The organism is Streptomyces sp. NPDC059900, assembly GCF_050270335.1.
Taxonomy (GTDB): Bacteria; Actinomycetota; Actinomycetes; order Streptomycetales; family Streptomycetaceae; genus Streptomyces.
The window spans coordinates 1-25791 of sequence record NZ_JBNNJZ010000040.1 but is presented as its reverse complement, the minus strand read 5'-3'; the positions used below and the strand labels follow the sequence as shown (position 1 = coordinate 25791).

Annotated in this window: 18 protein-coding genes and 1 tRNA gene; 5 read left to right on the top strand and 14 right to left on the bottom strand. The window is 70.4% G+C overall.

Features of this window, described 5'->3' with window-relative positions; all coding sequences use genetic code 11:
- The first annotated feature begins 70 nt into the window (after positions 1-70).
- On the top strand, positions 71-2629 hold the full coding sequence (locus tag ACQKIP_RS09130) for a bifunctional FO biosynthesis protein CofGH (RefSeq protein WP_365860491.1): 2559 nt from the start codon (positions 71-73) through the stop codon (positions 2627-2629).
- 52 nt (positions 2630-2681) lie between these two features.
- Here ACQKIP_RS09130 and ACQKIP_RS09125 read toward each other — a convergent pair whose 3' ends face one another.
- Positions 2682-4085 (bottom strand): FG-GAP-like repeat-containing protein, encoded by a 1404-nt coding sequence (locus ACQKIP_RS09125; RefSeq protein ID WP_365860446.1) that lies wholly within the window; start codon positions 4083-4085, stop codon positions 2682-2684.
- A gap of 370 nt (positions 4086-4455) precedes the next feature.
- Between ACQKIP_RS09125 and ACQKIP_RS09120 the strand changes: the two genes are divergently transcribed.
- On the top strand, positions 4456-5574 hold the full coding sequence (locus ACQKIP_RS09120) for an ADP-ribosylglycohydrolase family protein (RefSeq protein WP_365860447.1): 1119 nt from the start codon (positions 4456-4458) through the stop codon (positions 5572-5574).
- 89 nt (positions 5575-5663) lie between these two features.
- Here ACQKIP_RS09120 and ACQKIP_RS09115 read toward each other — a convergent pair whose 3' ends face one another.
- Both ACQKIP_RS09115 and ACQKIP_RS09110 read right to left on the bottom strand, forming a co-directional pair.
- Positions 5664-7238, bottom strand: a complete 1575-nt coding sequence (locus ACQKIP_RS09115) for a sodium:solute symporter family protein (protein ID WP_365860448.1) — start codon at positions 7236-7238, stop codon at positions 5664-5666.
- A gap of 311 nt (positions 7239-7549) precedes the next feature.
- Positions 7550-8338: an SDR family oxidoreductase gene (locus ACQKIP_RS09110; protein ID WP_365860449.1), complete on the bottom strand. Its 789-nt coding sequence runs from the start codon at positions 8336-8338 to the stop codon at positions 7550-7552.
- A gap of 90 nt (positions 8339-8428) precedes the next feature.
- On the opposite strand from ACQKIP_RS09110, the gene ACQKIP_RS09105 reads away from it, so the two are divergent.
- A complete protein-coding gene (locus ACQKIP_RS09105) occupies positions 8429-9292 on the top strand; it encodes a hypothetical protein (protein WP_365860450.1) in 864 nt (287 codons plus the stop codon).
- Positions 9293-9442: 150 nt separating this feature from the next.
- Here the strand turns inward: ACQKIP_RS09105 and ACQKIP_RS09100 are convergent, their stop codons facing one another.
- The 3 genes from ACQKIP_RS09100 to ACQKIP_RS09090 form a co-directional block, all read right to left on the bottom strand.
- Positions 9443-9652, bottom strand: coding sequence for a DUF397 domain-containing protein (locus tag ACQKIP_RS09100; RefSeq protein WP_365860451.1), 210 nt, complete (start codon positions 9650-9652; stop codon positions 9443-9445).
- A 226-nt stretch (positions 9653-9878) separates the two neighbouring features.
- Positions 9879-10736 (bottom strand): helix-turn-helix domain-containing protein, encoded by an 858-nt coding sequence (locus ACQKIP_RS09095; RefSeq protein ID WP_365860452.1) that lies wholly within the window; start codon positions 10734-10736, stop codon positions 9879-9881.
- Positions 10737-11109: 373 nt separating this feature from the next.
- Positions 11110-11892 carry a GOLPH3/VPS74 family protein gene (locus tag ACQKIP_RS09090; RefSeq protein ID WP_160505604.1) on the bottom strand — a complete coding sequence of 261 codons (783 nt, stop codon included), beginning with the start codon at positions 11890-11892 and terminating at the stop codon, positions 11110-11112.
- Positions 11893-12036: 144 nt separating this feature from the next.
- Between ACQKIP_RS09090 and ACQKIP_RS09085 the strand changes: the two genes are divergently transcribed.
- Together ACQKIP_RS09085 and ACQKIP_RS09080 are read left to right on the top strand one after the other, a co-directional pair.
- A complete protein-coding gene (locus ACQKIP_RS09085) occupies positions 12037-14997 on the top strand; it encodes a D-alanyl-D-alanine carboxypeptidase (protein ID WP_365860453.1) in 2961 nt (986 codons plus the stop codon).
- A gap of 290 nt (positions 14998-15287) precedes the next feature.
- A complete protein-coding gene (locus ACQKIP_RS09080) occupies positions 15288-17162 on the top strand; it encodes a glycosyltransferase family 87 protein (RefSeq protein ID WP_365860454.1) in 1875 nt (624 codons plus the stop codon).
- Between the two features lie 93 nt (positions 17163-17255).
- Here ACQKIP_RS09080 and ACQKIP_RS09075 read toward each other — a convergent pair whose 3' ends face one another.
- From ACQKIP_RS09075 to ACQKIP_RS09040, 8 genes are all read right to left on the bottom strand, one after another.
- Positions 17256-18161 carry a MerR family transcriptional regulator gene (locus ACQKIP_RS09075; protein WP_365860455.1) on the bottom strand — a complete coding sequence of 302 codons (906 nt, stop codon included), beginning with the start codon at positions 18159-18161 and terminating at the stop codon, positions 17256-17258.
- Between the two features lie 70 nt (positions 18162-18231).
- Positions 18232-18873, bottom strand: a complete 642-nt coding sequence (locus tag ACQKIP_RS09070) for a hypothetical protein (protein ID WP_365860456.1) — start codon at positions 18871-18873, stop codon at positions 18232-18234.
- A gap of 52 nt (positions 18874-18925) precedes the next feature.
- Positions 18926-20929 (bottom strand): transglycosylase domain-containing protein, encoded by a 2004-nt coding sequence (locus tag ACQKIP_RS09065; RefSeq protein WP_365860457.1) that lies wholly within the window; start codon positions 20927-20929, stop codon positions 18926-18928.
- A gap of 367 nt (positions 20930-21296) precedes the next feature.
- The gene (locus ACQKIP_RS09060) at positions 21297-22511 is read right to left on the bottom strand and encodes a CU044_5270 family protein (RefSeq protein WP_365860458.1); all 1215 of its coding nucleotides are present in this window, start codon (positions 22509-22511) and stop codon (positions 21297-21299) included.
- Positions 22508-23089, bottom strand: a complete 582-nt coding sequence (locus ACQKIP_RS09055; protein ID WP_365860459.1) for an RNA polymerase sigma factor — start codon at positions 23087-23089, stop codon at positions 22508-22510. The genes ACQKIP_RS09060 and ACQKIP_RS09055 overlap by 4 nt, the downstream gene beginning before the upstream one ends.
- A 139-nt stretch (positions 23090-23228) precedes the next feature.
- A tRNA-Arg gene (locus ACQKIP_RS09050) sits at positions 23229-23301 on the bottom strand.
- Positions 23302-23389: 88 nt separating this feature from the next.
- Entirely contained in the window at positions 23390-25456 is a 2067-nt protein-coding gene (locus ACQKIP_RS09045) for a pectinesterase family protein (protein ID WP_365860460.1), read from the bottom strand.
- An 81-nt stretch (positions 25457-25537) separates the two neighbouring features.
- A partial coding sequence (locus tag ACQKIP_RS09040; protein ID WP_427742650.1) for a PucR family transcriptional regulator occupies positions 25538-25791 on the bottom strand: 254 nt, incomplete at its 5' end.

Sequence of the window (25791 nt, the reverse complement as noted above, 5' to 3'; positions counted from 1 at the left end):
CAACAGCGCGCCGCAGGACAAAGCACCCCAGGGGCCGACCCCAGCGCCGGCACGACCCACCGCGAACGCCATGCGTCGCGCGCTCAAACGCGCCAGGGACGGCGTCGCGCTCGACACCGCCGAAGCCGCCGTGCTGCTCCAGGCACGCGGCGACGACCTGAAGGACCTCACCGGGTCCGCCGCGCGGGTGCGTGACGCGGGCCTCGCGGCGGCGGGGCGGCCCGGTGTCATCACGTACTCGAAGAAGGTCTTCATCCCGCTGACGCGGCTGTGCCGCGACAAGTGCCACTACTGCACCTTCGTGACCGTGCCCGGCAAGCTGCGGCGCGAAGGGCACGGGATGTTCCTGTCGCCCGACGAGGTCATCGACATCGCACGGCGCGGCGCCGAAATGGGCTGCAAGGAAGCCCTGTTCACGCTCGGCGACCGGCCCGAGGACCGCTGGCCCGAGGCGCGCGAGTGGCTGGAGGCGGAGGGCTACGACGACACCCTCGCCTACGTCCGCGCGATGGCGATCCGCGTCCTGGAGGAGACGGGCCTGCTCCCGCACCTCAACCCGGGCGTCATGACCTGGACCGACCTCCAGCGGCTCAAGCCCGTCGCGCCGTCCATGGGCATGATGCTGGAGACGACGGCGACCCGCCTGTGGAGCGAGCCCGGCGGCCCGCATTACGGCTCGCCCGACAAGGAGCCCGCGGTCCGGCTGCGGGTACTTGAGGACGCGGGGCGCTCGAACGTCCCCTTCACCACCGGTGTTCTCATCGGGATCGGCGAGACGTACGAGGAGCGGGCGGACGCGCTGTTCAAGCTGCGCTCGACGCAGCGCTCGTACCACGGCATCCAGGAAGTCATCGTCCAGAACTTCCGCGCCAAGCCCGACACGGCGATGCGGGGCATGCCGGACGCCGAGCTGGAGGAGCTGGCCGCGTGCATCGCGGTGTCCCGGCACATCCTCGGCCCGAGCGCCCGCATCCAGGCCCCGCCGAATCTCGTGGACGCCGAGTACGCGCTGCTCATCGGCGCGGGCATCGACGACTGGGGCGGCGTGTCCCCGCTCACGCCCGACCACGTGAACCCGGAGCGGCCCTGGCCGCACATCGACGAGCTGGCCGGGAAGACGGCGGAGGCGGGCTTCGAGCTGCGCGAACGGCTCACGATCTACCCCGAGTTCATCGAGCGCGGCGAACCCTGGCTCGACCCCCGCCTCCTCCCGCACGTCCGCGCCCTCGTCGACCCGGAGACGGGCCTGGCGAACCCGGACGCCCGGCCGAGCGGCCTGCCCTGGCAGGAGCCCGACGAGGGGTACGTGGCTTCATCGGGCCGCACGGACCTGCACCGCACCATCGACACGACGGGCCGCACCTCCGACCGGCGCGACGACTTCGACGAGGTGTACGGCGACTGGGAGGCCCTGCGCGAGCAGGCCGCGCCCGGCATGGTCCCCTCGCGCATCGACGGCGACGTGCGGGCGGCGCTCAAGACGGCCGCCGACGACCCGACGCGCCTGACGGACGAGCAGGCCCTCGCCCTCCTGCACGCGGACGGGCCCGCGCTCGACGCGCTCTGCGGCATCGCGGACGACCTGCGCAAGTCCGTGGTCGGCGACGACGTCACGTACATCGTCACGCGCAACATCAACTTCACGAACGTCTGCTACACCGGCTGCCGCTTCTGCGCCTTCGCCCAGCGCCGCACGGACGCCGACGCGTACACGCTCTCCCTGGACCAGGTCGCCGACCGTGCCGCGCAGGCGTGGGAGGTCGGTGCCACCGAGGTGTGCATGCAGGGCGGCATCCACCCGGACCTGCCCGGCAGCGCGTACTTCGACATCGCGCGCGCGGTGAAGGAGCGCGTGCCCGGCATGCACGTGCACGCCTTCTCGCCGATGGAGGTCGTGAACGGCGCGACGCGGACCGGTCTGTCGATACGGGACTGGCTCAGCAAGGCGAAGGAAGCGGGCCTCGACTCGATCCCCGGCACGGCGGCGGAGATCCTCGACGACGAGGTGCGCTGGGTCCTGACCAAGGGCAAGCTGCCGACGGCCACCTGGATCGAGGTGGTGAGCACGGCCCACGAGCTGGGCATCCGCTCCTCGTCCACGATGATGTACGGGCACGTGGACCAGCCCAGGCACTGGCTCGGGCACTTCCGCACCCTTGCCGCGATGCAGCGGGACGCGCTGTCCAAGGGCGTCGAGGGCTTCACGGAGTTCGTGACGCTGCCCTTCATCCACACGAACGCCCCGGTGTATCTCGCGGGCATCGCGCGTCCGGGACCGACGACGCGCGACAACCGCGCGGTGGTGGCGATGGCGCGGCTCCTGCTCCACCCGCTCATCCCGAACATCCAGACCAGCTGGGTGAAGCTGGGCACGGAGGGGGCGGCGGAGATGCTGCGCTCGGGCGCGAACGACCTGGGCGGCACGCTGATGGAGGAGACCATCTCCCGGATGGCGGGCTCCAGTTACGGCTCGTACCGCTCGGTCAAGGACCTCGTCGCGATCGCGGACGAGGCCGGGCGTCCGGCGAAGGCGCGGACGACGCTGTACGGGGAGGTGCCCCGGGAACGCCAGGAGGCGGCCGCCGCTTCGGACGGCCACCTCCCGGAGTTGCTGCCGGTTCTCGACTAGAGGCTTTCGGGGGCCTGGAGCCCCTGGAGCCGGGAACCCGTCGGAGGAGGGGTCAGCCGGCGATCTCGTAGCCGAAGCCGGCCCCGGACTCCTCGGTGCCGAGCGACGACGGGCTGAACGACGTGATGCCGGTCGTCGTCAGGCCCGTCTTGGCACCGCGGAACAGCCAGGCCGCGCCCGAGTCCTTGGTCGTGCCGTCTTCCTGCGGCACGCCCACGGTCAGGTCGGCGAGGCCGTCCTTGTTCACGTCGGTGAGCTGGACGGCCTCACCGAAGTAGTCGTCCTTCTCCGAGACGCCGGGGACGGCCGCGGTGTCCTGGTTGAAGGCCTGGGCGCCGGTGCCGGTCAGGCCGTTCGCGCCGCCCTTGAGCAGGACGATCGCGCCGGCGTCCTCCACGCTGCCGAGGTTCTCGCCGGGGACGCCGACAGCGATGTCGGGGTAGCCGTCGCCGGTGACGTCGCCCGCGGAGAGGGAGTAGCCGAACTGGTCGCCCTTGTCCGAGCTGTTGATCTCCCCTGCCTCGCTGGCGCCGGGGACGCCCGCGGTGGCCTGGTCGATCTTGGCGGTGCGGGTGGAGAAGCCGGACGCGGAGCCGTAGACGACCCGGACGGCGCCCGCGTCGTACGTCTGGACCTCGGAGACCTCGTCCACCTCGCGGGCCACCAGGTCGCCGTAGCCGTCCTTGTTCACGTCGGCGATGACGCCGTTCGTCGTGAACTTCTTGGTGGCCGTGGACGTCTTGGAGAGGCCGTCCTTGCTGCCCTTCCACAGGCGCGAGGAGTGCTGCATCTCCTCGAAGGAGTGGCTGGTGACAAGATCGTCGGCGCCGTCACCGGTCACGTCGCCCACGATGAGGTCATCGGGGCCGTCGTCGCCGTTCTCGACGGACGAGGTGGATGCGGGCTTCCCGGCGCGGGTGAACGGGCCGTAGCGCACCTCGAGGGTGGACGAGGAGTTGACGACGAGGTCGGCCTTGCCGTCGCCGTTGAAGTCGCCGGCCTCGACGCCCGTGGTGTACTCGCCCGGCAGCTCGCCGCCCTTGGTCAGGCCGTTCGCGGAGCCCCAGAGCACCGCGTCGGTCTTGCCGTTGTTCACGACGAGGTCGGTGTAGCCGTCGCCGTCGAAGTCACCGGCCGAGGTGGAGGCGCCGAAGCCGCCGCCGTCCTCGGGGTCGCCGGGTACACCGTCGGTGGTGCGGTCGACCTGCTTGGCGTGCGCGGTGTCGGCGCCCGACGCCGATCCGTACACGATGGAGACGTAGCCCGCTCCGGCCACGCCGTCGACGGCGCCGTGGGGCGCGGAGATGGCGAGGTCGGCGTATCCGTCATGGTTGAAGTCGGTCACCGGCTTGGCGGCAGCGCGGGGAGCTGCGGACGCGGAGCCGGCCGTGGCCACGAGGGCGAACGGCGTGGCGAGCGCGGTGACCGCGACGGCAGCTATGAGTGAACGACGCACTGATCCTCCTGTGGGGAAATTGCATGTGACACCAGAGAAGACAGGCGCCCGAGGCAAGCGGTTGTACACCACAGGTTCATCGTTACGACGCCCGGACATTTCCGTTACAGAGGTCACCGTTTCCCACGGGACAACTCCCGCCTCGACCGCAGTAGTTCACGTATCGGCGAAACCACCGGACACGTCTCCCATGTGGCCATTCCATGGACATTTCGCGGCCCTCTGGAGGGCATGAAGAGGCTCGGTGAAGGCCGGTCAAAAGTGATCTGAGGGGTGACTCTTCAGATATCTCTTCGCCACCGAACCGACTGTTCCCGGTCGATTACAGTGCTGCGCAGAAGTGCAGGCGGAGAGCAGGGGAGGAGGTGCGATGAGCACCGCAGCAGCCACCGGAGTCTGGGGCCGCGCCGAGCAGCAGGACTTCCGCAGCCGGGTCCGCGGCACGCTGCTCGGCGCCGCCGTCGGGGACGCCCTCGGCGCGCCCGTCGACTCGCTGAGCCTCGACGGGATACGGGAGGCGCACGGCGCCGAAGGGCTCACCGAACCCGCCCCCGCGCACGGCAGGCGCGGCGCCGTCACCGCCGCCACGCAGCTCACCCTCTTCACCGTCGACGGACTCATACGCGCCCAGGTGCGCCGCGACACCGGCGCCTGGCACCCGCCCACCGATCTGCACCGCGCCTACCGGCGCTGGGCCGCCACCCAGAGCGACTGGGGCCCCGACGAGCGGCGCAAGGAAGACGGCTGGCTGGCCCGCGAGGAGTGGCTCTACTCCCGCCGCTCGCCCGCCCGCGCCTGCCTGATGGGGTTCGGGGACGACACCATGGGGACGCTCGAAGCCCCCAAGAACCCGGCGGAGAAGGGGGCCGAGGCCGTCACCCGGTCCGCTCCCTTCGGACTCCTGGTCGGCTGGGAGCCGCAGCTGGTGCTCCAGCTGGCCGTGGAGTGCGCGGTGCAGACACACGGCCACCCCAACGCCTATCTGGCGTCCGGTGCCCACACCGTCCTCGTGCACGGGCTCGCCCGCGGGGAGTCCCTGGACGGCGCCATCCAGCGGACGCTCGCCCTGCTGGCCGCCCGGCCCGGTCACCAGCCCGTCACGGACGCCCTGAAGCACGCGCTCGGGGCGGTCCGGCAGGGGATGCCCTCCCCTGCCCGGGTGGAGGAACTGGTGGGCGACGGCTCCGCGGAGGGCGTGCTCGCCGGGGCCGTGTACTGCGCCCTGGTCGGCGACGACATCCGCCACGGGCTGCGCCTCGCCGTCAACCACGGGGGCGCGTCGGCCGCAGCGGGCAGCTTGTGCGGGGCGCTGCTCGGCGCACTGCACGGCGAGACCGCGCTGCCGCCCGGCTGGCTCACCGAGCTTGAGGGCAGGTCGACGATCCTGGAACTGGCCGACGACTTCGCGATGGAGATGACGCAGGGCCCGGCGCTGCACGGGCCCGCGGTGTCGTCGCCGGGGTGGCTGGCGCGGTATCCGCGGGCGTGAGGAACGGCAAAGACGAACGCCGGACGGGCTGATGGTGATCAGCCCGTCCGGCGTTTGAGGACGAACTCGGCGAAGCCGGTGATCTGCGGCTACCGGCCCCGCGGGGTCACCACGTCGTCGGCGTCCCCTGTCCGGGGCGGGACAACCGCTCCACCGGCGGAGCCGCTGTCACCATCCGTGTTGATCTTCTCGATGATCGCGTCCCGCTCCGGGGTGTCCTCCGGCTTCAGGTAGCCGACCAGGATGTAGAGGACCAGCGAGACGGCGAGCGGGATCGAGACCTGGTACTCCAGGGGCACCCCGCCGTCGACGGCCCAGTTGATCGGGTAGTTGACCAGCCAGAAGGCGAGCAGGCCCATCGACCAGCTGGTGAGCGCGGCGGTCGGTCCCGACTTGCGGAAGGTGCGCAGCAGACCCAGCATCATCGGGATCGCGATCGGGCCCATCAGGCCGGCCACCCACTTGATGACGACCGTGATGATGTCCTTGAACGTGGGCGAGTTGACCTGGGTGGCCACCGCCATCGAGAGGCCCAGGAAGATCACCGTGGTCAGCCGGGCCGCGATCAGGCCCGAGCGCTCGTTCCACCGCTTGGCCTTCGCGGAGATGACCGGCGCCACGTCCCGGGTGAAGACCGCCGCGATCGCGTTGGCGTCCGAGGAGCACATGGCCATCGTATGAGAGAAGAAGCCGACGATGACCAGGCCCAACAGGCCGTGCGGCAAGAGCTGTTCGGTCATCAGGGCGTACGAGTCGGAGCCGTCGGGCGCCTTCGCGTCGACCAGGAGCGGTGACATCCACATCGGGAAGAAGAGGACGACCGGCCACACCAGCCACAGGACCGCGGAGAGCCGTGCCGAGCGCGCGGCCTCGCGGGGGGTCGCCGTGGCCATGTAGCGCTGGGCCTGGTTGAGCATGCCGCCGTTGTACTCGAAGAGCTTGATGAAGAGGAACGCAAGCAGGAAGACCGTTCCGTACGGCCCGACCAGCGGCTTTCCGTGTCCGGCGAGCTCCGGCTCGTCCCAGACCCCGAAGAATCCGCCGTGGTCGCCGAGCTTGGCCACCACCGCCACGAACATCGCGACACCGGCGAGCAGCTGGATGATGAACTGGCCCAGCTCGGTCAGCGCATCGGCCCACAGGCCGCCGATGGTGCAGTAGATCGCGGTGATCACACCGGTGATCAGGATGCCCTGGTTGATGGAGATGCCGGTGAAGACGGAGAGGAGCGTGGAGATGGCGGCCCACTTGGCGGCCACGTCCACGATCTTCAGGAGCATTCCGGACCAGGCGAGCGCCTGCTGGGTCTTCAGGTTGTAGCGGTTCTTGAGGTATTCGAGCGGCGAGGCCACGTGCAGCCGTCCGCGCAGCCGGTTGATGCGGGGCGCGAAGAGCTTCGAGCCGATCGCGATGCCGAGCGCGATCGGGAACGACCAGGTGATGAACGACGTGACGCCGTACGTGTACGCGATGCCCGCGTACCCGGTGAACATCACCGCGCTGTAGCCGGACATGTGGTGCGAGATGCCGGAGAGCCACCAGGGCATCTTGCCGCCCGCGGTGAAGAAGTCGCTGACGTTGTCCACGCGCTTGTGCGACCAGATGCCGATCGCGACCATGATTCCGAAGTAGCCGATGAGCACGGCCCAGTCGAGACTGTTCATGTGCCCCCTCCAGGGGTCCGCCTTGTGAACTGCGCTGAAATGCCGTGCACTTCGCCAGTTTCGTGTCATAAGGGACGTGGGCGGCCTTGAAGTGCCCGCTCATGGTGGGTTCGGGCGTGCGTCGCGGACAACCGCCCGTGAGGTCAAGAGCAGGTAAAATCGTTCTGTTTGCTGACTTGCGTTCACATCCTTGATCTCGTGGCGGCGATTCCGGGGAGGTTCGAAAGCACGCAAAACGGCTGTACGGAACCGGAGTTCCGTACAGCCGTGATCGGTTCAGCCGCGTGACGCCTGCCGCGTCCGCACAACCCCTACCGCATCAGCTCTCCCGCGTTCACCAGGAGCGACTGGCCCGTGATCGCCCGCGCCCTGTCCGAGGCGAGGAACACCGCCGCGTCCGCCACGTCCCCGTCCGTCGCCAGGTCCGGCAGCGCCATCCGCTCGGCCAGGCGCCCCCGCACCTCGTCCTCCGGCACCCCCTCGGTGTGCGCGGTGAACTGGACGTACGCCTCGACCGGCGGGCCCCACATCCAGCCGGGCAGCACCGTGTTGACCCGGATCCGGTCGGGCCCCACCTCGTGCGCCAGGGAGTACATCGCCGACGTCAGCGCACCCTTCGACGCCGCGTACGCCGCCTGCCGCACCTGCGAGGGCGCCGCGACGGCCGACTGCGTGCCGATGAACACCACCGAGCCGCCGCGCTCCTTCAGGGCGGGCAGGCAGGCCCGCGTCATCCGCAGCGTGCCGAGCAGATTGACGTCGATGACCTGCTGCCAGGTGGCGAAGTCCGCGTCCTGCACGCCCCCGAAATAGCTGTCCCAGGCGGCCACGTGGACCACGGCGTCGATCCCGCCGAAGCGCTCGCGCGCCAGTGCCGCCAGCGCCTCGCACTGCGACTCGTCGGTGATGTCGGTCGGGCGGTAGGCCGTGCGCGTCCCCTCGGGATCGATCTCCGCGGCCGACTTGGCGAGGTTGGCCTCCGTACGCGCCCCGAGCACGGCGCGCCCCCCGTCCCGTACGACGGCGGCCGCCACCTGGTGGCCGAGACCGGCGCCGACTCCCGAGATGACGACGGTCTTTCCTTCGAGGAGCGAGTGCATGGGGCGCCTCCCGACTCTGGCAGTTTTGCTGACGGGGCGTCAGAGTATGGGCGACCAACGGAGGAAGGAAGAGGGAGGAAGGGGAGAGGCATGAGTGACGACACCCGCGACACGGCACGCGACGACACCCGCAGTGAGGACTACGGCGAGCTGGCCGCCCTCGGCCCGTACGGCGTGCATCCGGGCCACGCCCTGATCACCATGGTCGAACCGCATCCGGGCCACGAGTACGCGTACAACCGCTGGTACGAGGACGACCACTACTACGCCGGCGCCATGGCGATGCCCTGGATGTACGCGGGCCGCCGCTGGGTCGCTCCCCGCGAACTCCAGCTCCTGCGCGGCCCCGAGAAGTCGGCCGTCGCCCAGCCCGTGACCGCGGGCTGCTACCTCTCCACGTACTGGGTCACCGAGGGCCGCTACGACGACCACATGAAGTGGACCGTCGGCATCAACAAGCGCCTCAACCGCGACGGCCGCGTCTACCAGGACCGCACGCACGTGTTCACGGCCTTCCAGGACCACGAGGCCACCGTCTACCGCGACGGCGCGGCCGGGCCCCGTGACTTCCACGCGCTCGACCACCCCTACCAGGGCCTGGTGCTCGAAGTCGTGGACGCCGATTCGGCCGCGCAGCGGGAGGAACTGCTGGAATGGCTGCGGGCCAGGCAGCTGCCGCGTGCCCTCGCCGGGTCTCCGGCCGCGATGGTGACGATCTTCCGGCCGACTCCGCTGCCGGGGGACCGCATGACGTACGTGAAGCAGGTCGAGGGAGTCGATACGCGGCTCACGCTGCTGTGGTTCCTGCAAGTCGATCCGCGGGAGTGCTGGCAGGAGCACTTCGCCGGGCGGGCGGACGCGGTGGCGGAATCGGGCCTGGGGAGGGTGGAGCTGGTGGCGCCGTTCATTCCCACGGTGCCGGGCACCGATCTGTACGTCGACCAGCTGCGGTAGGCCGGGGGCGGGAGGCAGGCTACGGGCCCGGGACGGGCCGAGCCCCCTCGGCCGGGACGGCGGGCCAGTCGAGAGGGCTCAATCGGTTCTGCTTATGCGGTTGTCGGTCTCTCGCTGATCCTGTGGTGCTGAAGCGCAACGGGACGCTTATCAGCCGAGGTGTGACGTCTCCCGGCCGACCTCGGAGACGAACGCGCTCCACGATGCGGAGGGAAAGGCGAGGACGGGTCCCTCGGTGACTTTCGAGTCCCTTACCGAAATTGCGGCGGCAAGAGGGGACTTGACCTCGACACACGCGCCGTTTCCCGTGGAATACGAGGACTTGACCCACGTATTCGTAGCGCCCTGATGAATTGCCATGGTTACTCCGGTTTGCCCAGTTGTTGAGTTCGGTCACCGCCAAGAGCGGTTGCGCCAACGGATGTTGCTTGATGGCGTGAATGACGCTACTCGCCAACATCGCTGAGTGAAGGGAGCGTTCACTCGACCGGATGGCATATTCCAGTGGGGTCTTCCGCCTCGCCGAGGCTTAGGTGTACCGTGCGGCGCTTCTCTGCGGAAGGCAGTCGGATGTGCGGTCTATGCACTACCGCGCATACTCTTTCGCGATGTCTGCGACGAGTTGGCGCGATTGATCCACATTCAGCGCCTGGGCCCGCAGATGCTCGTACATCACGCTGTACTGCTGGACGTCGTTCGCCTTCTCCAGATAGAGGTCGCTGGTGACGCCCTCGATGTAGACCACGCTGGAATCCGCGGCGTCCGGGAATTCGAGAATGGCGTACTGGCCGTTGAGGCCGGGGTGCGCGCCCATCTCGAAGGGGATCACCTGGACCGTCACGTGCGGCAGCTGGGACTGCTCCACGAGGTGCTCCAGCTGGTCGCGCATCAGATGCCGGGAGCCGACCACGCGGCGCAGCGCGGACTCGTCGAGGACGGTCCACAGGCGCAGCGGGTTCTCCGGGGCGCTGATTCGTTCCTGCCGGCGGACCCGGACCTGGACGCGCTTCTCGATGTCCGTCGGCGTGGTCTCCGGGAGCGCGCCGGTGATGAGGGCCTCCGCGTAGGCGCGGGTCTGGAGCAGGCCCGGCACGACCTGCGGGTCGTACACGCGCAAGGACGCGGCGTCCGTCTCCAGGCCGATGTAAACGCTGTAGGGGATGTCGCCGAAGGAGTGCCACCAGCCCTGCTGGCGGGAGTCCTTGGCCATCTGCATGAGGGAGTCGACGATGCGGTGGTCCTCGACCTCGTAGACGCCGCAGAGATCGCGGACGTCGCGCTGGCTGATCGAACGGCGGCCGTTCTCGAGGCGGCTGATCTTCGACTGCGAGACCAGCAGGCGCTCGGCGACCTCCTCGGCCGTCATGCCCTTGAGCTCGCGGAGCCTGCGGAGCTCCTGGCCCAACCGGCGTCGCCTGACGGTGGGATTGACGTTGGACGCCACGGACGTGCACCTCCGACTACATGCCTCTACTTTGCGTATCTGCTGTTCAGCAGAGTGCCACCAACGTGTCGCGCACCGCTGGGAAACAGCGGATGTGAAGTGCGGCGTGACGTGCCCGGCGCACTGCGGCACGGGGACGGCAGTGAGGACTGGTGTGAAGGGTGCGGCCCTGTTGCACGGCGCCAGGAAGTGCGGCCGCGCGGGGCGGTGGAACCGGTGTCGTCGTCCGGACGTCCCGGTGCCGTTGCCCCGCGCGGCCCAGCGGCTCCCGTACCGGGTCTGGGGGACTGCGGTGCGGCGTTGCTGTTGCCTTTACTGCTCTGACTGCTCTAACTGCTCTGACTGCGGTGCGGCGTTGCTGTTGCGGCCTGCCTCAGTGGGCCACGGCACGTGCCATGGATCCGCGGCGCGGCTGCATCGGAACCCCGCCGGGCTCCGGCGCGGTCCTGGCCGGCTGTCGGCCACCACCGGGTCCGCCTGGTCCGCCCGGCCCGCCCGGTCCCGCTGGGGCCGGGCTGCGGCGTGGCTGAGCGGCCACGCCGTTCTGGACGTCCATCACGGCGTGCGCCACGAGGCCGCCCATCGGGTCGTGCCTGATCAGGTCCCGGAGACGGGAGCGCGATGAACGCCCTTCGTTGCCGGGGTAGAGGTGCTTGCCGAGTCCCACTGCGTGAGCGAGCGCGGCGAGCGCCGCGGTCCGCGGGTCCGGCGGGACGCCGGTGCGGATCGCACTGTCCAGCCGTGACCTGATGTCCCGGCTGATTGCCGTGTCCGTCGCCTGATAGCGAGTCGTCGGCAATACTCCGCACATCTGGCCCGAAACGGCATGCACCATGCCGCACCGCTCCAGGTGCGCGAGGTAAATCTGGCGCAGCCCCAATCGGGGCCCGCCGATCCAGTGGACCGCCCGAACCGGGCTGCCGCGCCTGCGCAGCAGTTCCAGTGCGGAGTCCAGAGTCGGATCTCCGGTCGGCCGTGGCATCACCACGGCGATACGATCCCCGTCTGGGGCTATCCGTCCGGCCAGCGCCAGCTCCACTAGCTGTGCTCCGGCCAGACCGAGGTCGAGCGACTGCGGCTGCGCTGTGGTACCCGTGGCCGGGTCCAAAGCGAGCAGCAGAAGCTCCTCCGGAATTGTTCTGCGGCTCCTGCCCATCCATGCCTCCCCGCGTGGATGAATGACAGGGTGACCCCTCTCACATTGGTCTGTCGAGAGTGCGTGACCGGTAAGTACGGGAACCAGTAGGTATGTCGTTCTCGTCTACCACGGGGGTTAAGCCCCCACACAGGACACTGGTACATGGTTCGGACAGCGGGTCCGGCCGTGTTTTGGCGCAACGGCAACGCGAGCGGCATGGCGTACGAGGAGGCATCGGTGGCGGGCGAGACCCCCGACAGGTCGAAGCAGCGGAAGTCGTCGGGGAATCCGACTGGGTCAGAACCGTCCGTCCCGGCGCAGGCACCGGAGGAACGCGACCCGCGCCTCGCGGTGGCCCGCGAGGTCCCCGCGGCGCGCGAGGACAAGGCGACGGCGGTCTTCTCGACGAAGGCGGTGAAGGACGCGGCGGCGTCCGGCCCCGAGGACTCCGGGGAATCCGGCGGCTCCGGAAGCGCCAAGGCCGCCGGGAGCGGCCCCAAGGGCGAGGAGAACGGCGACGCACGGCTGCGGGCCGCTGTGGCGGCGTGGGTGGCGTCGGCGGACGACGAGGGGCCGGAGGGCGCGGAGTCCGCGGAGGGCGCACCTGCGTCCGCTGGGGCCGCGGAGGACGCCGAGAAGGCGCCCGCGTCCGGCGAGGGCGCGGCTGAGGCCGACGACGCCGCGGGCGCTGCGACCGCCGACGACGAGGCGAAGCCCTCCGGGGACTCCGACGCGGCGGACGCCGGGGACAGTGCGGCCGGCGGCTCTGCGGACGCTGAGGGTTCCTCTGGGGGCGGCAGCGACGCTTCTGGTGAGGCCGACGCCTCGGATGGCGGTGACGGCGCGGAGGGCTCTTCCGGGGGTGCTGACGCGGCGGAGACGGCCGACAGTCCGGCTGGCAAGGCTGCGGGCGCGGAGGGCTCCTCCGGGGCCGGTAGCGATGCCTCCGGTGACGCCGATGCCTCGGACAGCACCAGCAGCGGGACTGGCTCCTCCGGGGACGCGGCTGGCAGTGCGGCAGGCGATTCTGCGGGTGCTGAGGGCTCTTCCGGGGCCGGTAGCGATGCCCCCGGTGATGCCGGCGCTTCGGATGGCGGCGACAGCGCGGATGGCCCCTCCGAGGGTTCCGACGCGGCGGACACCGCCGACAGTCCGGCTGGCAAGGCTGCGGGCGCGGCGGGCTCCTCCGGGGCCGGTAGCGACGCCGACGCCTCGGACAGCACCGGCGACGCTGCCGGTAAGTCCGCCGACTCCGATGCCGACTCCGGCGAAGCCGACGAACCGGCGGACAGCGTCGAGGACGCCGTCCCTGCCGACAGCGACGGCCCCTCGGGGGACGCCGAAGGCAAGGGCGCCGACGACAAGGCCGGCGACGACAAGGCCGCGGACAGCGCGACCGGCACCGACGGCAAAGCCGCGGACAGCAAGGCCGGCGACGACCCCCCCGCCACCGGAGTCGATCAAGCCACCGCCGTGTTCAAGGCGTTGCCCCCGAAGGGCAAGGCCGTCGATCAGCCGACCACCATGCTCAAGATCGGCGACCACAAGGCCGGGGCCGGGAAGTCCGAGAGCAAGGGCGAGGAGAAGGGCGCTGCAAAGCCCGCTGCAAAGCCCGCCGCAAAGCCGGAGGGCGACGCCGAGCGCACCAGCAAGTTCGTCGCGCTCAAGCCGCTGGACGACGCCTCGCCCCGCGGCGGCGCACTGCCCCCGCCCGCGGCACCCCCCGCGCCCAAGGCGCCCGCGCCAGAGAAGGCGTCCGCGCCGGAGCAGGCTGCTGGTCAAGGGAACGTAGGCCCCGAGCGCACCACCCAGCAGCCGCTCCCCCCGCGGCCCCCGCTGGACCTCCTCGCCGAGCTGACCAACACCCCGCCGCCGCCGGAGACCCGCGTCCGCACCGCCGTTCGCCGGGTCAAGGTGTGGACGCCGCTGGTGCTGCTACTGGTGATCGTCTTTGCGGTCGTACAGGCCATCCGCCCGCTGCCGACGCCCACCCTGACGCTCACCGCGAAGGAGACCGTCTCCTTCGAGGGCGAGAAGCCGTCCATGCCGTGGCCCGGCGAGGGCCAGGCCGCGATGGACGTCAACGGCATCGGGACGTTCGGTTCGTCCGGCGACCAGAAGCCCGTGCCGATCGCCAGCATCGCCAAGGTCATGACGGTCTACCTCGTCCTGCGTGACCACCCGCTGAAGCCGGGCAACAACGGCCCGGACATCCCGGTCGACGCCGCCGCCGAGAAGCACTACGAGACCGGCAAGGCGGAGAACGAGTCGGTCGTGAAGGTCTCCGAGGGCCAGAAGATCAGCCAGTACGAGGCGCTCCAGGCGGTCATGCTGCCGTCCGCGAACAACATCGCCAAGCTGCTCGCCCGCTGGGACAGCAAGAGCGACTCCGAGGACGAGTTCGTCGCGAAGATGAACAAGACGGCCAAGGAACTCGGCATGAAGAACACCCACTACACGGACCCCAGCGGCCTGGACAAGACGACCGTCTCCACCGCCGAGGACCTCGTGAAGCTGGGCCGGGCCGCGATGGAGGACCCGGTCTTCAACGAGATCTCCCGCCAGCCCAGCTACAAGGACCTCAACGGCGACAAGCAGAACAACTTCTTCGGGCTCGTCCCGACGGTCGCCATCGGCATCAAGACCGGCACCACCACCGCGGCGGGCGGCAACATCCTCTTCGCCGCGGAGCAGAAGGTCGGCGGCCAGACCCGCACGATCATCGGCGCCGCCCTCGGCCAGTACGGCGACAACGGCACGGCCAACATCGACGAGGTCACCGGGGTCACCCGCAAGCTGATCGAGGCGGGCCAGGGCGCGCTCAAGGCCAAGAAGATCGTGAAGAAGGGCGATGTCGTCGGCGAGGTCGACGACGGTCTGGGCGGCACGACCCCGGTCGTCGCCACCAAGGACGTCAGCGCCGCGGGCTGGTCCGGCCTGACCGTGAAGCTGAAGCTGAACGACCAGGACGGGCAAACGGTTCCGCACTCGGCGAAGGCCGGCACCAAGGTCGGCGTCCTGAGCGTCGGCGACGGCAAGGACGGCGCCGTGGAGGTGCCCGTCGCGCTCCAGAAGGACCTCGCGGAGCCGGGCTTCGGAGCCAAGCTCACACGCGTCGGCTGAAGCACCCGCAGCAGCAGTACGCAGCACTGACCAGCAGGCGTGGGCGGAGGCGCAAGCCGCCGCCCACGCCCCTGTCTTGACCGGACCGGCAGACGGACCCGGCAGCTGGACCCGGAAGCTCCGGGCCGATCCCGCGCAGAGGGAGCCGCCGCCCCCCGGCACCCTCCGCGCGCTGCGTGCTAGCGTCACAAGCTCGGGGGGAGTACGCCTGGGCTGAGTGACGGGGTGTTCCGGGACGGACCCCCTGCCAAGCCCCCCGGACGGACAGAACGACACGGGGAGTGCCGCAAGTGGCCACAGCGGAGCCGACGCGAGCCGACGACGCCGATCCTGATTCCGGCACCGGTGGCGGCACCCGCACCGGGGCGCGAATACACCTGCCCGCGCAGCGCAGCGCCTCCGACGAACCCGAAGAGACGTCGCGCTGGAAGCGGTTCCTGCGCCACCCCGTGACCCGCCACCCGGTGACCGTCGCGACGGTCACCGCGGCCGTCCTGCACATCCTGTGGTTCTTCATCTTCGCCAACAGCGGCGGAGACCTCGCCGCGCAGGACGCCTGGGCCGAGTTCGTGGGACGGCACCCCGACTCCGCGTACAACCTCGCCTGGTACGGCGGGATGCACCCGGTGTCGTACAGCGTCGTCTCGCCGTATCTGATGTCGGTGCTCGGCGTCCGGACCACGATGATGATCGCCGGGACGATCTCCGCGGCGATGCTCACGATGATCCTGGTCCGCAGCCGCGCGGTGAAGCAGCCGCTGTGGCCCGCGATGGCGGGTGTCTTCGCGCTGTTCGCCAACGCGGTGTCGGGCCGCGTGACCTACGGACTCGGCCAGATGTTCGCGCTGATGGCGGTCGCCGCAGTCTTCTGCTGGCCCTACCGCTGGCGCTACAAGCGGTGGGCGAAGGCCCTGGTCGCCGCGCCCTTCGCGGCCCTGGCCACCATGGGAAGCCCGGTGGCCGGGCTCTTCGTGGGCATGGTCGCCGTCGCCCTGTTCCTCAGCAAGCGCTACCCCGGCGCGTACGCGCTGGGCCTCGCGCCCGCCGTCGTCGTGGGCCTCTCCGCGTGGCTCTTCCCCTTCTCCGGTACGCAGCCGATGTCGTTCGGGTCGGCCTCGCTGCCGCTGCTCTACTCCGCGTTCGTCTTCTTCGCCGTACCGAAGGAGTGGAAGACCGTACGCATCACGACGGTCGTGTACGCGGCCTTCGTGCTCGGCGTCTGGCTGATCAACTCGCAGATCGGCTCCAACATCACCCGCCTCGCGATGTCCTTCTCGGCCGTCGCGCTGCTCGCGGCCCTGCCGTTCGCCGTACGGAAGACCCGCAAGTGGTACGTGATCGTCGTGGCGCTCGCCGGTTTCGTCGGCTGGGTCGGGTACAAGGCGGGCGACGACGCGGTGCACACCACGCCCGTCGCCTCCTGGACGCGTGAGCTCGCGCCGCTCGTCAACGAGCTCCAGGAGGTCGGCGCGGAGAAGGGCCGCGTCGAGGTCGTCCCCGCGCGCAGCCACCGCGAGGCCTCCGCGGTCTCCCCGTACGTGAACCTCGCCCGGGGCTGGAACCGCCAGGCGGACATGGAGCGCAACCCCCTCTTCTACGACGACACCCTCAACTCCGCGAACTACCACGAGTGGCTCCAGCGCTGGTCCGTGCATTTCGTGGTGCTGCCCAACGGCGAGCCCGACGGCGACGGCGGCAAGCGCGAGGCCGCGCTGATCGAGCGGGGTCTGCCGTATCTGAAGCAGGTGTGGGTGGACTCGAACTGGCAGCTGTACGAGGTCACCGACCCGACGCCGCTCGCCGAACCGCCCGCGGTCGTCGACCGTGCCGAGGCGGGCGGGATGACGATCAAGGTGAAGAAGGCGGGCCGGGTCCTGATCCGCGTCCCGTACTCGCCGTGGCTCAGCATCGTCGACGCCGAGGGCAAGGGCGTTCAGGCGCCGAAGGAGACCGAGGAGTCCAAGCGGCGGGGGGAGCTCGACGAGAACGCCCCCAAGAAGTTCGACAACGTCAACGGCTGCCTGATGGAGGCCGAGGAGGACGCCGAGGGCGACAAGTGGACCGAGCTCATCGCTCCGGGCCCCGGCGTCTACCGCCTCGGCGCGCCCTACCAGCTCCCGCGCGGCACGGCCTGCCCGGAGGAGATGCGCGAGAGCCTGCGCTGAGGGGTGCGGGCAGGGCGTAGCTCCCTGCCCGCACAACCGCTACCGGCTCACGCGGTTACCGGCGCCTAGTTACCGGCTCATACCGTTACCGGCTCACTCCGTCCCCGCGGCCGGAGCCACCGGGAACGCCACGTCGCACACCTCGTCCCGGGGACCGGCCGAGTCCCACTCCACGAAGTAGACCTCCCGGCACGCCCCCGCGACCCGCAGCCCTTCCCGGGCCACCCACGCCTCCACCGCGTCGAAAGCGCCGATGATCTGCGGATAGGAGACCTGGGCCTTGGTGATGCGGGTGAAGGCGAGCCGGTGGGCGGGCTCCACGCGGAAGCCGGTGCCCCGCTCCCGCCCCGCCCGCTGCGCCCACGCCCGCGCCGCCTCCGCGTCCCTGACCGGGACGCAGGCCTCCGCCGGGCCGTCGCTGTCCTGGGTCACCTCGGAGTGGTAGACGACGAACGACGGGGCCGCGATGCCGCCGCACTCCCTCTCGGCAGCCTCCTCCAGGCGCTGTGTCGACGCGCCGATCCAGACCGGCAGTTCCTCGGCGAGCAGGTGCCTGCTCTCGCAGATCACGTACTGCTCCGGCACGTCGACCGTCTTGATCTCGAAGTCCTTTTCGTACATCTCACAACCTCTTCCGGACAGTCGTCCACGGAGGTACCCCACGAGCGTGCGCTGCTCCGCGTGCCGCTCCTCGACGCCCGCCCAGTACGCGGCGACCGCCTGCCCCGCTCCCTCGCCGTCGAGCCGTACCGTCGCGGCGATGTCCGCGAGCGGCATGCCGAGACGGCGCAGCAGGACGACGGTGCGGGCGTCCTCCACCTGGGCCGCGCGGTAGTGGCGGTAGCCGGTGGCCCCGTCGACGTACGCCGGGGTCAGCAGGCCGAGGCGGTCGTACAGGCGCAGGGCCTTGGGCGAGAGCCGTGCCCTTGCGGCGAACTGGCCGATGGTGAGCAGCGGTTCGCCGGCCGCCGAACCGTCCTGCGGTGCGTGTACGTCCATGGGGGCATCCTCCGTCACCGGGCCCCTCGGCCCGGCACGCAGGACGATGGGCTCTGCCCCAGGGGGAAGGTCAACCGGTGCCGTTCGCGGCCGGTGGCGCCCCCTGGTGGCCGTAGTACGCCTGTGCCTCCAGCCAGCGCCGGTGCCTGCCGCGCCGTACCCCCACGATGATCGCGATGCCCGCGCCCGCGAGGAGGCCCAGGAGCGGCACGACGACGGTCACGACTATGCCGCCGACGAAGGAGGCGAGGTCCGCGTCGTCTCCGGGCGCGAAGGTGAGGGCGCCGCGCGGGTCGTCGCACCGTACGCCGTAGTCCCCGGTGGTGTCCGCCTCGAGCACGAACACCCGCTGCCATTCGACGCTGCCCTTGGTCACGGTGAAGGTGCTGTCGGGTGTGGTCACGCGGGGCACGGAACCGGCGGGCCCGGAGACCACCTCGCAGTGCGCGCTGGCGAGGAACGGACTGCGTACGTAGATGGCGGCGTCGTCCTCGGGGCCGATCCGCAGTGTGACGGACCGGCCGCTCGCGAACGCCTCCGTGTCGTCGACGGAGTCCACCGTCGAGGTCAGCGTCATCACGAAGCTCGCGATGCCGATGCCCACACAGACCGCCGCGATGAGCCCCGCGACGACGAACCACCGCCGCCGGGGCCGCAGTTCCCCCGCGTCGATGCGGGGCGGCGGCCCTGGCGGTGGCCCATAGGGATACATATCGGAACGATGGCAGCCCGCGGGCGGTCGGCGGAAGATACCTGAGGATGAGCTAGCGGGAATCGCCGTCCGCAGAGTCCTTCAGGTAGTCCTGCCAGATCCGTACGGGAAAGACGTTCCCGTGCCGCGACTTCGCCCCGCCCACGCCCGACATGGGCAGCAGCTGCGGTTCGTCGGGGCTGGTCCTGAACATCGTCACGGCGGTCGACAACTCCTCGGTGGTCGCGGTGAACCAGGCCGACCGGAGGCGGTCCTGGTCGCCGGTGCGCCCCGCGACGACCGGCCGCCGGACGGACGACATGCCGACGCCCCGCATCGCGTCGGCGGCCTGGTCGGCCACGTCCGGGTCGAGCGCGCGCCGCGCACCGGGCCGCGCGAGGCCGTCGACGGCCACGTCGTCCTTGACGACCTTGGTCACGGAGTAGGGGTCGTGCTGGAGGCCGCGGCCCACGAAGGTTCCGTAGGCGCCCGCCATGCGGATCGCGCTGGGGGCCGACGTGCCGACGGGGAAGGTCTTGTCCAGGCGGGCCATGCTTCCGTCGAGCAGCCCGGAGGCGACGGCGGTGCGCCGCACCCGGTCCAGGCCGACGTCCTTGCCGAGACGCATGTAGGTGGCGTTGCCGCCCTTCGCGAGGGCCTGGCGCAGGGTGGGGTGGGTGTCGTCGGGGCCGCTGCCGGGGGTGGTGGGACCGGAGCCGCCGGTGGGCACGGCGGCGGTGACCAGCAGGCGGCCGCTGTCGTCGTAGAAGCTGTCGGCCGAGACCGCCTGCCACGGGGTGGCGCGCCCCGCCGGGCTGCCGGTGCCGTGTTCGAGGGCGGCGGCCAGGACGAAGGGCTTGAAGGCGGAGCCGACGGGGACGCCGGAGGTGTCGGCGTTGTTGGTGAAGTGCTCGGTGGCGTCGGTGCCTCCGTACAGGGCGAGGATGGCGCCGTCGGACGGTCGCACGGACGCGGCGCCCACCTGCACGCCCTTGTCGGCGGCGCGCTTCTTCGGGTCGATGTCGCGGTCGAGCACGCGCTCGACCGAGCCCTTCAGGCGCCGCACCTTCTCCTTGTCGAAGGTGGTGTGGATCTTGTAGCCGCCGAGGGCGAGGTCCTTGTCGGTGAGGGAGGTGTGCTGCTTGACGTACTTGTTCGCGACGTCGACGAGATAGCCGGTCTGTCCGCCGAGACTGGTGGCCCTGGACTCCTTGTGGGGCTCGGGGAAGGTCGTGAACTTCGCGCGCGCTTCGGGCTTCATGAGCCCGGCCTTGACCTGCCGGTCGAGAATCCAGCTCCAACGGGCCACGGAACGCCGGTGGTTGGCGCGACTCGCGGACGGGTCGTACTGCTCGGCGCCCTTGAGGAGAGCGGCCAGGGCGGCGCCCTGACCGGCGTCGAGCTCCTTGGCGGGGATCCCGTAGTAGGCGTGGGCGGCGGCCTCGATGCCGTAGGCGCCGCGCCCGAACCAGCTGGTGTTGAGGTAGCCCTGCAGAATCTCCCGCTTGCTCTTGCGCTGGTCCACCTTCAGCGCGATGACGAACTCCTTGACCTTCCGGGACACCGTCTGGTCCTGGGAGAGGTAGGTGTTCTTCACGTACTGCTGGGTGATCGTGGACCCGCCCTGTGTCTCCTGGCCGCGGACCATGTTGACGGCGGCGCGGGCCAGGCCCTTGGGGGAGACGCCGGAGTCGCTGTAGAAGGTGTCGTTCTCGGCGGCGATGACGGCGTTCTCGACGGCGTCGGGAATCTCCGAGAGCCGGATGTTCTGCCGGTTCACCTCACCGGTGCTGACCATCTGGGTGCCGTCGGCCCAGTAGTAGACGTTGGCCTCGCGCCGGGCCGCCGCGTTCTCGTCGGGGATGTCCACGGAGAGGTACACGACGGCGAAGAGGCAGACGGCGGCGCAGACGCCGAGGCCGAGGGAGCCGGCCCACTGCCGCCAGGACGGCAGCCAGCGGCGGAGGCCGCGTCTGCCGCGCCGGGGGTAGTCGATGAGGCGGCGCTTCGGCTTGCGGGCGCGGGCGCGGGGGCGTTCGGGCCCGCGCACCGGCTTCCCCAGAGAGTGTGTCCCCATGCCGGGGGAGAGGGGGCGGTGGGTGCGGGGGGTTGGCCGGGGACGTATTAGGGGGGCGTAACAAGGAGTTCGTGCTGGTCAGGGCGGAGTGGCGAGGGCTGGCGAGGGCTGGCGAGGGGCTGACGAGGGGCTGTCGAGGGCTTTCTGCGGGCGGGGCCCGGCCGCGGCGGCTCCCCTGGGCCGCGGCCGGCCCGCCTCAACCATGGGGCCGAATACATGCGGGAGTGCCCCGACCTCCATGGGAGTTCATTGCCTCATCAACCTCATTGCCTCTCCACTGCACGTGTTCCCGGGATGAGGCACTCGACACAGGTTGAAACCGCCACCGCCACGGCAGTGCACGGGCGCACACCCGGGCTCCGTACGCTCAGCGCCGGGCGTTCTCCGGCACCGTGATCTGCTTCTCGCCCCAGCCCATCCGGGTCGTCGCCGAATAGTTGACCGTCGTGCCCGCGTCGAGACCGGCTTCCCCGGCCTTCGCCGAGGGCTCGACCAGGACGGACTGCTCGGCGAGCAGCTTGCCGGTGGCCCCGTCGACGACCAGGCGCTGTTCCACGCTGCCGAGCGGTGTCCGCGCGGTGCCGGGGAAGGCGAAACCGACGCCCTCGCGCCCCAGCGGATCGGTGACGTCGCCCAGTCCCCGGACGCCGGGCTGCTCCGCCATCACGCGATACGCGGCGGCCCGGACGGCGGGCTTCACCGGCATCGTGATGAGGTCGGCGGCCGTACGCAGCACGTAGGCGGTACGGCCCGCGTCGGCGTCGGCTCCGCTGTCCCGCGCGTACAGACGCTCCAACTCGCGCCGCAACTCCGCGCTGGTGGAGGGCAGTTCACGCAGGTCCTGATACGAGACGTTGCGCGGCCCGACGGCGTAGATCTTGTCGTCGGAGTCGGTCCGCATGACGTTCGGCTGCTGGGCCCCCATGGTGTACCCGAGGGTGCCGCCTGCTTCGTTGCCCGGCACCTCGGCCCGCATCGTGGCGGGTGAGCCCGCTGCCCGCCAGCGCGCCGCGTCCTTCTCGGTGCGGGGCTCGGTCACGGCGTCCAGTCCGGAGACCATGAGGCTGCGGGTGCCGGGGCGTACGCCGACGGACCACTGTCCGGTGGACTTGGTCCGCACGCCGATGGCCTCCCCCTTGCCTCCCTCGGGGCTGACGACGTTCACGTCCTGCGAGCGGGTGGTGGTCTGCCAGTAGGCCCCTTCGGCGGTCGCTGTCTCCGCCTTCTTCGCCACGCTGAGGAGTTCGAGGCGGCCGTCGGCCTGCGGGCCGGACGCCGGCGAGGACTGCCGGGGGCCGTCGGCAGGGCCCTGGCTCTGGCTCTGGTCGAGGGTGCTCACGACCACCGCGGAGGCGGCGACGGCGGCGACGGCCGCCATGGCTCCGAGCGGCCGGATACCGCCCCACAGCCGCTTCGGCGAGCGTGCGGCGCGGCTGTCGGCGGCTCCGGCCATGATGCGGGGCAGGTCCTCGCGCTGCCGCCGGGAACCGGCGAGACGGGCCGGGTCGAGTTCGTCGGGCCGGGCGTCCGCGAGCACTTCCATGACGTCGGAGGGGCGGGACGTGCCGTGCTGGTTCTTCATGTGAATGCTCCGTTGCGATCAGTGCGGCGGGGGGTGTGCGCGGGGGGCGCGGAGCCGGTGTCGTCCGCGAGGGCGGCGGAGACGGGCCCCAGGGCCTTCTCCAGCCGCCGGCGGGCCCGGTGCAGCCGTACGGTGAGCGTCGCGGTGCTGCACCGCAGGACCCGCGCGGCCTGCTTGGCGCTGAGCCCGTGCCAGGCGATGAGCGTCAGCAACTCCCGGTCGGCGTCGGACAGACCGGCGAGGGCCTGGAGTGCGGCGGCCCGATCCGTCACGTCGGCGGCGACGTCACCGACGTGCGCCCCCGCCCCGGCCCCGCTGCTGATGCGCCGGGCCTCGGCTGCGGCGATGTCGTACTGGCGGCTGTCCCGGCGCCGCAACTCGCGCACCAGATTGCGGGCCACTCCCAGCAGCCAGGGCAGCGCGGGCTGCGGAACGTCCCGCACCCGCCGCCAGGCCACGGTGAAGGTCTCGCTGGTGATGTCCTCGCCGACCTGCCGTCCCACCAGGCTCGTGGCGTAGGCGAGGACGCGCGGATAGCACTCCTCGTAGATGTCCCGGAAACGCTGGGCATGTGTCATGCGCCGTCCTCGTATCGGCTCTCTTACCGAGCAATGCGCACGGGAGCCCACTTCTTACAGGGAGATCCAGAATCCATCCGGGGCCACGCAAAAGGGCCAGCTCAGGAGGATGAATCCCCTGAACTGGCCCTCAATGCTGTGCCCCCGGCAGGATTCGAACCTGCGACACCCGCTTTAGGAGAGCGGTGCTCTATCCCCTGAGCTACGAAGGCGGGGTTGACTGATGCCGCCGCGGACGGCGGTTTCAGACAGGGTAGCGGATGGGGGCGGCGGGATGGTGTCCGGCCGGGGTCGTGCTGCTCAGGGCGTGGGGGTCCAGTTGTTCAGCCAGGTCGCGGGCTGCTGGGTCGCCGCTTGCGCGTCCGTCAGCTGTGGGCGGTCGGTGCTTGCCGTGCCGGCGCCCGCGCCCGTGTTCTTGTACTCCGCGAAACGGTCGTCCTTCCAGGAGAAGCCGCCCATGTCCGTCCAGGGGGTGGTCTTGATCGCTCCGCTCAGGGCTGTGTCGCGGACCGTCGTCTGCGGGTCCAGCGTCGCGTCGCCGCCCGCGTGCCAGTTGCGGCCCAGGTAGAAGCTGCGGGCCGACACGTCGCCGGTCACCGTGGAGTTCGTGATCAAGAAGCCCTTGCGGTCCGGCGCGGTGCTCGGCGCGGTGACGTAGCCCGCCGAAGTGCCGTCCCAGCGCTTCTTGAGGGTGATCACCGAGCGGTCCACCACCGCCGTCGCCCGGCCGAAGATGAAGTCCGTGTTGCCGATGATGTAGGAGTTGCGGATGTAGGCGCGGCCCAGTTCGGTCTTCGCCGCCGTGTCCAGCAGCAGCGTGTCCTGGTCGCCCTCCACGATCACGCCGTCCAGGAGCATCTTGTCCGCCGCCGTGCGCAGCGCCACCGCCTGGTGGCCCGACAGGTTCTGGTTCGCCTTTTCGTCGAAGTCGTTGGAGATCGTCAGGTTGCGGGCCTGGAAGTCGTCCGCCTCCGCCGCCACCGTCGCGCTGCCCGAGGTGCCGTACGTGCCCGAGCCGTCCGGCTTCGGGGTGCCCGCCGCGTTGTTGTAGACGATCACGCTGTCCTTGCGGCTGCCGCCCGTGCCCTGGAGCGTGACGTGGGGTTTCGACGACGGGATCTTCACCGCTTCCCGGTAGGTGCCCGGTGCGATGGAGACCGTGACCCGTGAGGGGTTGTTCGCCGGGATCGCGTCTATCGCCGACTGGACCGTTCTGTACTGGGCGCTGCCGTCTTTCGCGACCGTGAGGGTGGTGGCCGCGGTGGTCCCAGCGGTCGCCTTCACCGTCGTGCGCGGGCCCGCGCCCGCCTTCACCTTTGCCGGGACGTCCGCCGCCTTGTCGAGCGTGTAGGCGTAGAAGCTCTTCGGGTCGAACGCCGTGCCGCCGCTCTCGTTGCGGCCGCTCGTTCCGGCGAAGACGTTGCCCCGCTGCACGATCGAGGCCGTGCTGTCCTTGGTGACCGGGTTCCGCATGCCCTCGAAGTAGCTGTTCTCCAGGACCATCTTCGTGTTCCCGCGCGAGTAGTTCCCGTACGAGGACGTGATGTCCGTGCCCGCGACGTCCTGGAGGTAGTTGTTGTAGAGGTGCGCGTGCGCCACGTTGTCCGTGGAGGGGTTGCGCTGCTCCGTCTCGCGGAACCAGTTGTGGTGGATCGTGATGTCGGCCGTCGTGTTCTCGGTCCAGCCGATGCCGAAGGTCTTGTTGTTGTCGCTCAGTTTGTTCCAGGACACCGTCAGGTAGGTCGTGTCCTTGCGGCTGTCTATCAGGCCGTCCGCCATGTGACGCAGGTCGTTGTGATCGATCCAGACGTGGTGTGCGCCGTCCATCTGTACGGCGTCGAAGTCGTGCTCCTTGTCGTTCCACGTGCCCGCGTACGAGTCCCGGATCGTGAGGTTCCGGATGATGACGTTGTGCACTCCCTGGCCCAGGAAGAAGCCGCCGCCGACGATGTGGCCCGACGTGCCGGAGCCCACGATCGTCTTGTCCGAGGCGACCTTGATCTCCTTGCCCTTGGGGTCCATCGTGATCGTCGCGGCGACCACGATGACGTACGGGTCGGTGGCCGTCGCGTATTTCTCCAGGTCGGCGAGGTTTTTGACGGTGACCGTCTTGCCGTCGCGGCCGCCGTACGTGCCGTTCTGGCCCAGCGCGTCGACCGATGCGAAGCCGTCGGCGACGTCGGCGACGTCGGCCGCCAGGGTTGCCGCCGCGGCCCTCGGCTGCGTCTCCTCGCCGAAGATCCCGAAAGCCGTGCCGTACGTCAGCCCCGCCGCTGCCGCCATGGCGACCGGGATGCCGATCGTCAGATTCAGCCGACGCCTGCGGTGCCGGGCCGGCCCGCGCTCGTGCTGCTTGATCTCTGGCATGTGCCTCATCCGCCCTGGTGATAGTCGGTGTGCGTTGCGCAGGGCAGTCGCCACCGTGGGGCGGAATGGTTGCCACCGTGGCTACGGCGTCCCTGTTGTCCCCGGTGGCCCCGGCGTCCCTGCCGTGCCCGTCGTCCACGTGTAGGCGTGCAGGCGCAGCGCGAGCTGGATCTCCAGGGAGCGCTCCGGGGACTGCCAGTCGTCGCCCAGCAGGTGGCCGATGCGGTCCAGGCGCTGGACCACCGTGTTCACGTGGACGTGGAGGGATTCCTTGGCCTTGGACTGGCTCATCCCGCAGGCGAAGTAGGCCCGCAGGGTGTGGACGAGTTCGGTGC

Excerpts from the sequence above, each read along its gene's own strand:
- ACQKIP_RS09130 (WP_365860491.1), top strand. The coding sequence starts at position 71 with ATGCGTCGCGCGCTCAAACGCGCCAGGGACGGCGTCGCGCTCGACACC.
- ACQKIP_RS09120 (WP_365860447.1), top strand. The coding sequence starts at position 4,456 with ATGAGCACCGCAGCAGCCACCGGAGTCTGGGGCCGCGCCGAGCAGCAG.
- ACQKIP_RS09115 (WP_365860448.1), bottom strand. The coding sequence starts at position 7,238 with ATGAACAGTCTCGACTGGGCCGTGCTCATCGGCTACTTCGGAATCATG.
- ACQKIP_RS09110 (WP_365860449.1), bottom strand. The coding sequence starts at position 8,338 with ATGCACTCGCTCCTCGAAGGAAAGACCGTCGTCATCTCGGGAGTCGGC.
- ACQKIP_RS09105 (WP_365860450.1), top strand. The coding sequence starts at position 8,429 with ATGAGTGACGACACCCGCGACACGGCACGCGACGACACCCGCAGTGAG.
- ACQKIP_RS09100 (WP_365860451.1), bottom strand. The coding sequence starts at position 9,652 with ATGGCAATTCATCAGGGCGCTACGAATACGTGGGTCAAGTCCTCGTAT.
- ACQKIP_RS09090 (WP_160505604.1), bottom strand. The coding sequence starts at position 11,892 with ATGGGCAGGAGCCGCAGAACAATTCCGGAGGAGCTTCTGCTGCTCGCT.
- ACQKIP_RS09085 (WP_365860453.1), top strand. The coding sequence starts at position 12,037 with ATGGTTCGGACAGCGGGTCCGGCCGTGTTTTGGCGCAACGGCAACGCG.
- ACQKIP_RS09075 (WP_365860455.1), bottom strand. The coding sequence starts at position 18,161 with ATGGACGTACACGCACCGCAGGACGGTTCGGCGGCCGGCGAACCGCTG.
- ACQKIP_RS09070 (WP_365860456.1), bottom strand. The coding sequence starts at position 18,873 with ATGTATCCCTATGGGCCACCGCCAGGGCCGCCGCCCCGCATCGACGCG.
- ACQKIP_RS09065 (WP_365860457.1), bottom strand. The coding sequence starts at position 20,929 with ATGGGGACACACTCTCTGGGGAAGCCGGTGCGCGGGCCCGAACGCCCC.
- ACQKIP_RS09060 (WP_365860458.1), bottom strand. The coding sequence starts at position 22,511 with ATGAAGAACCAGCACGGCACGTCCCGCCCCTCCGACGTCATGGAAGTG.
- ACQKIP_RS09055 (WP_365860459.1), bottom strand. The coding sequence starts at position 23,089 with ATGACACATGCCCAGCGTTTCCGGGACATCTACGAGGAGTGCTATCCG.
- ACQKIP_RS09045 (WP_365860460.1), bottom strand. The coding sequence starts at position 25,456 with ATGCCAGAGATCAAGCAGCACGAGCGCGGGCCGGCCCGGCACCGCAGG.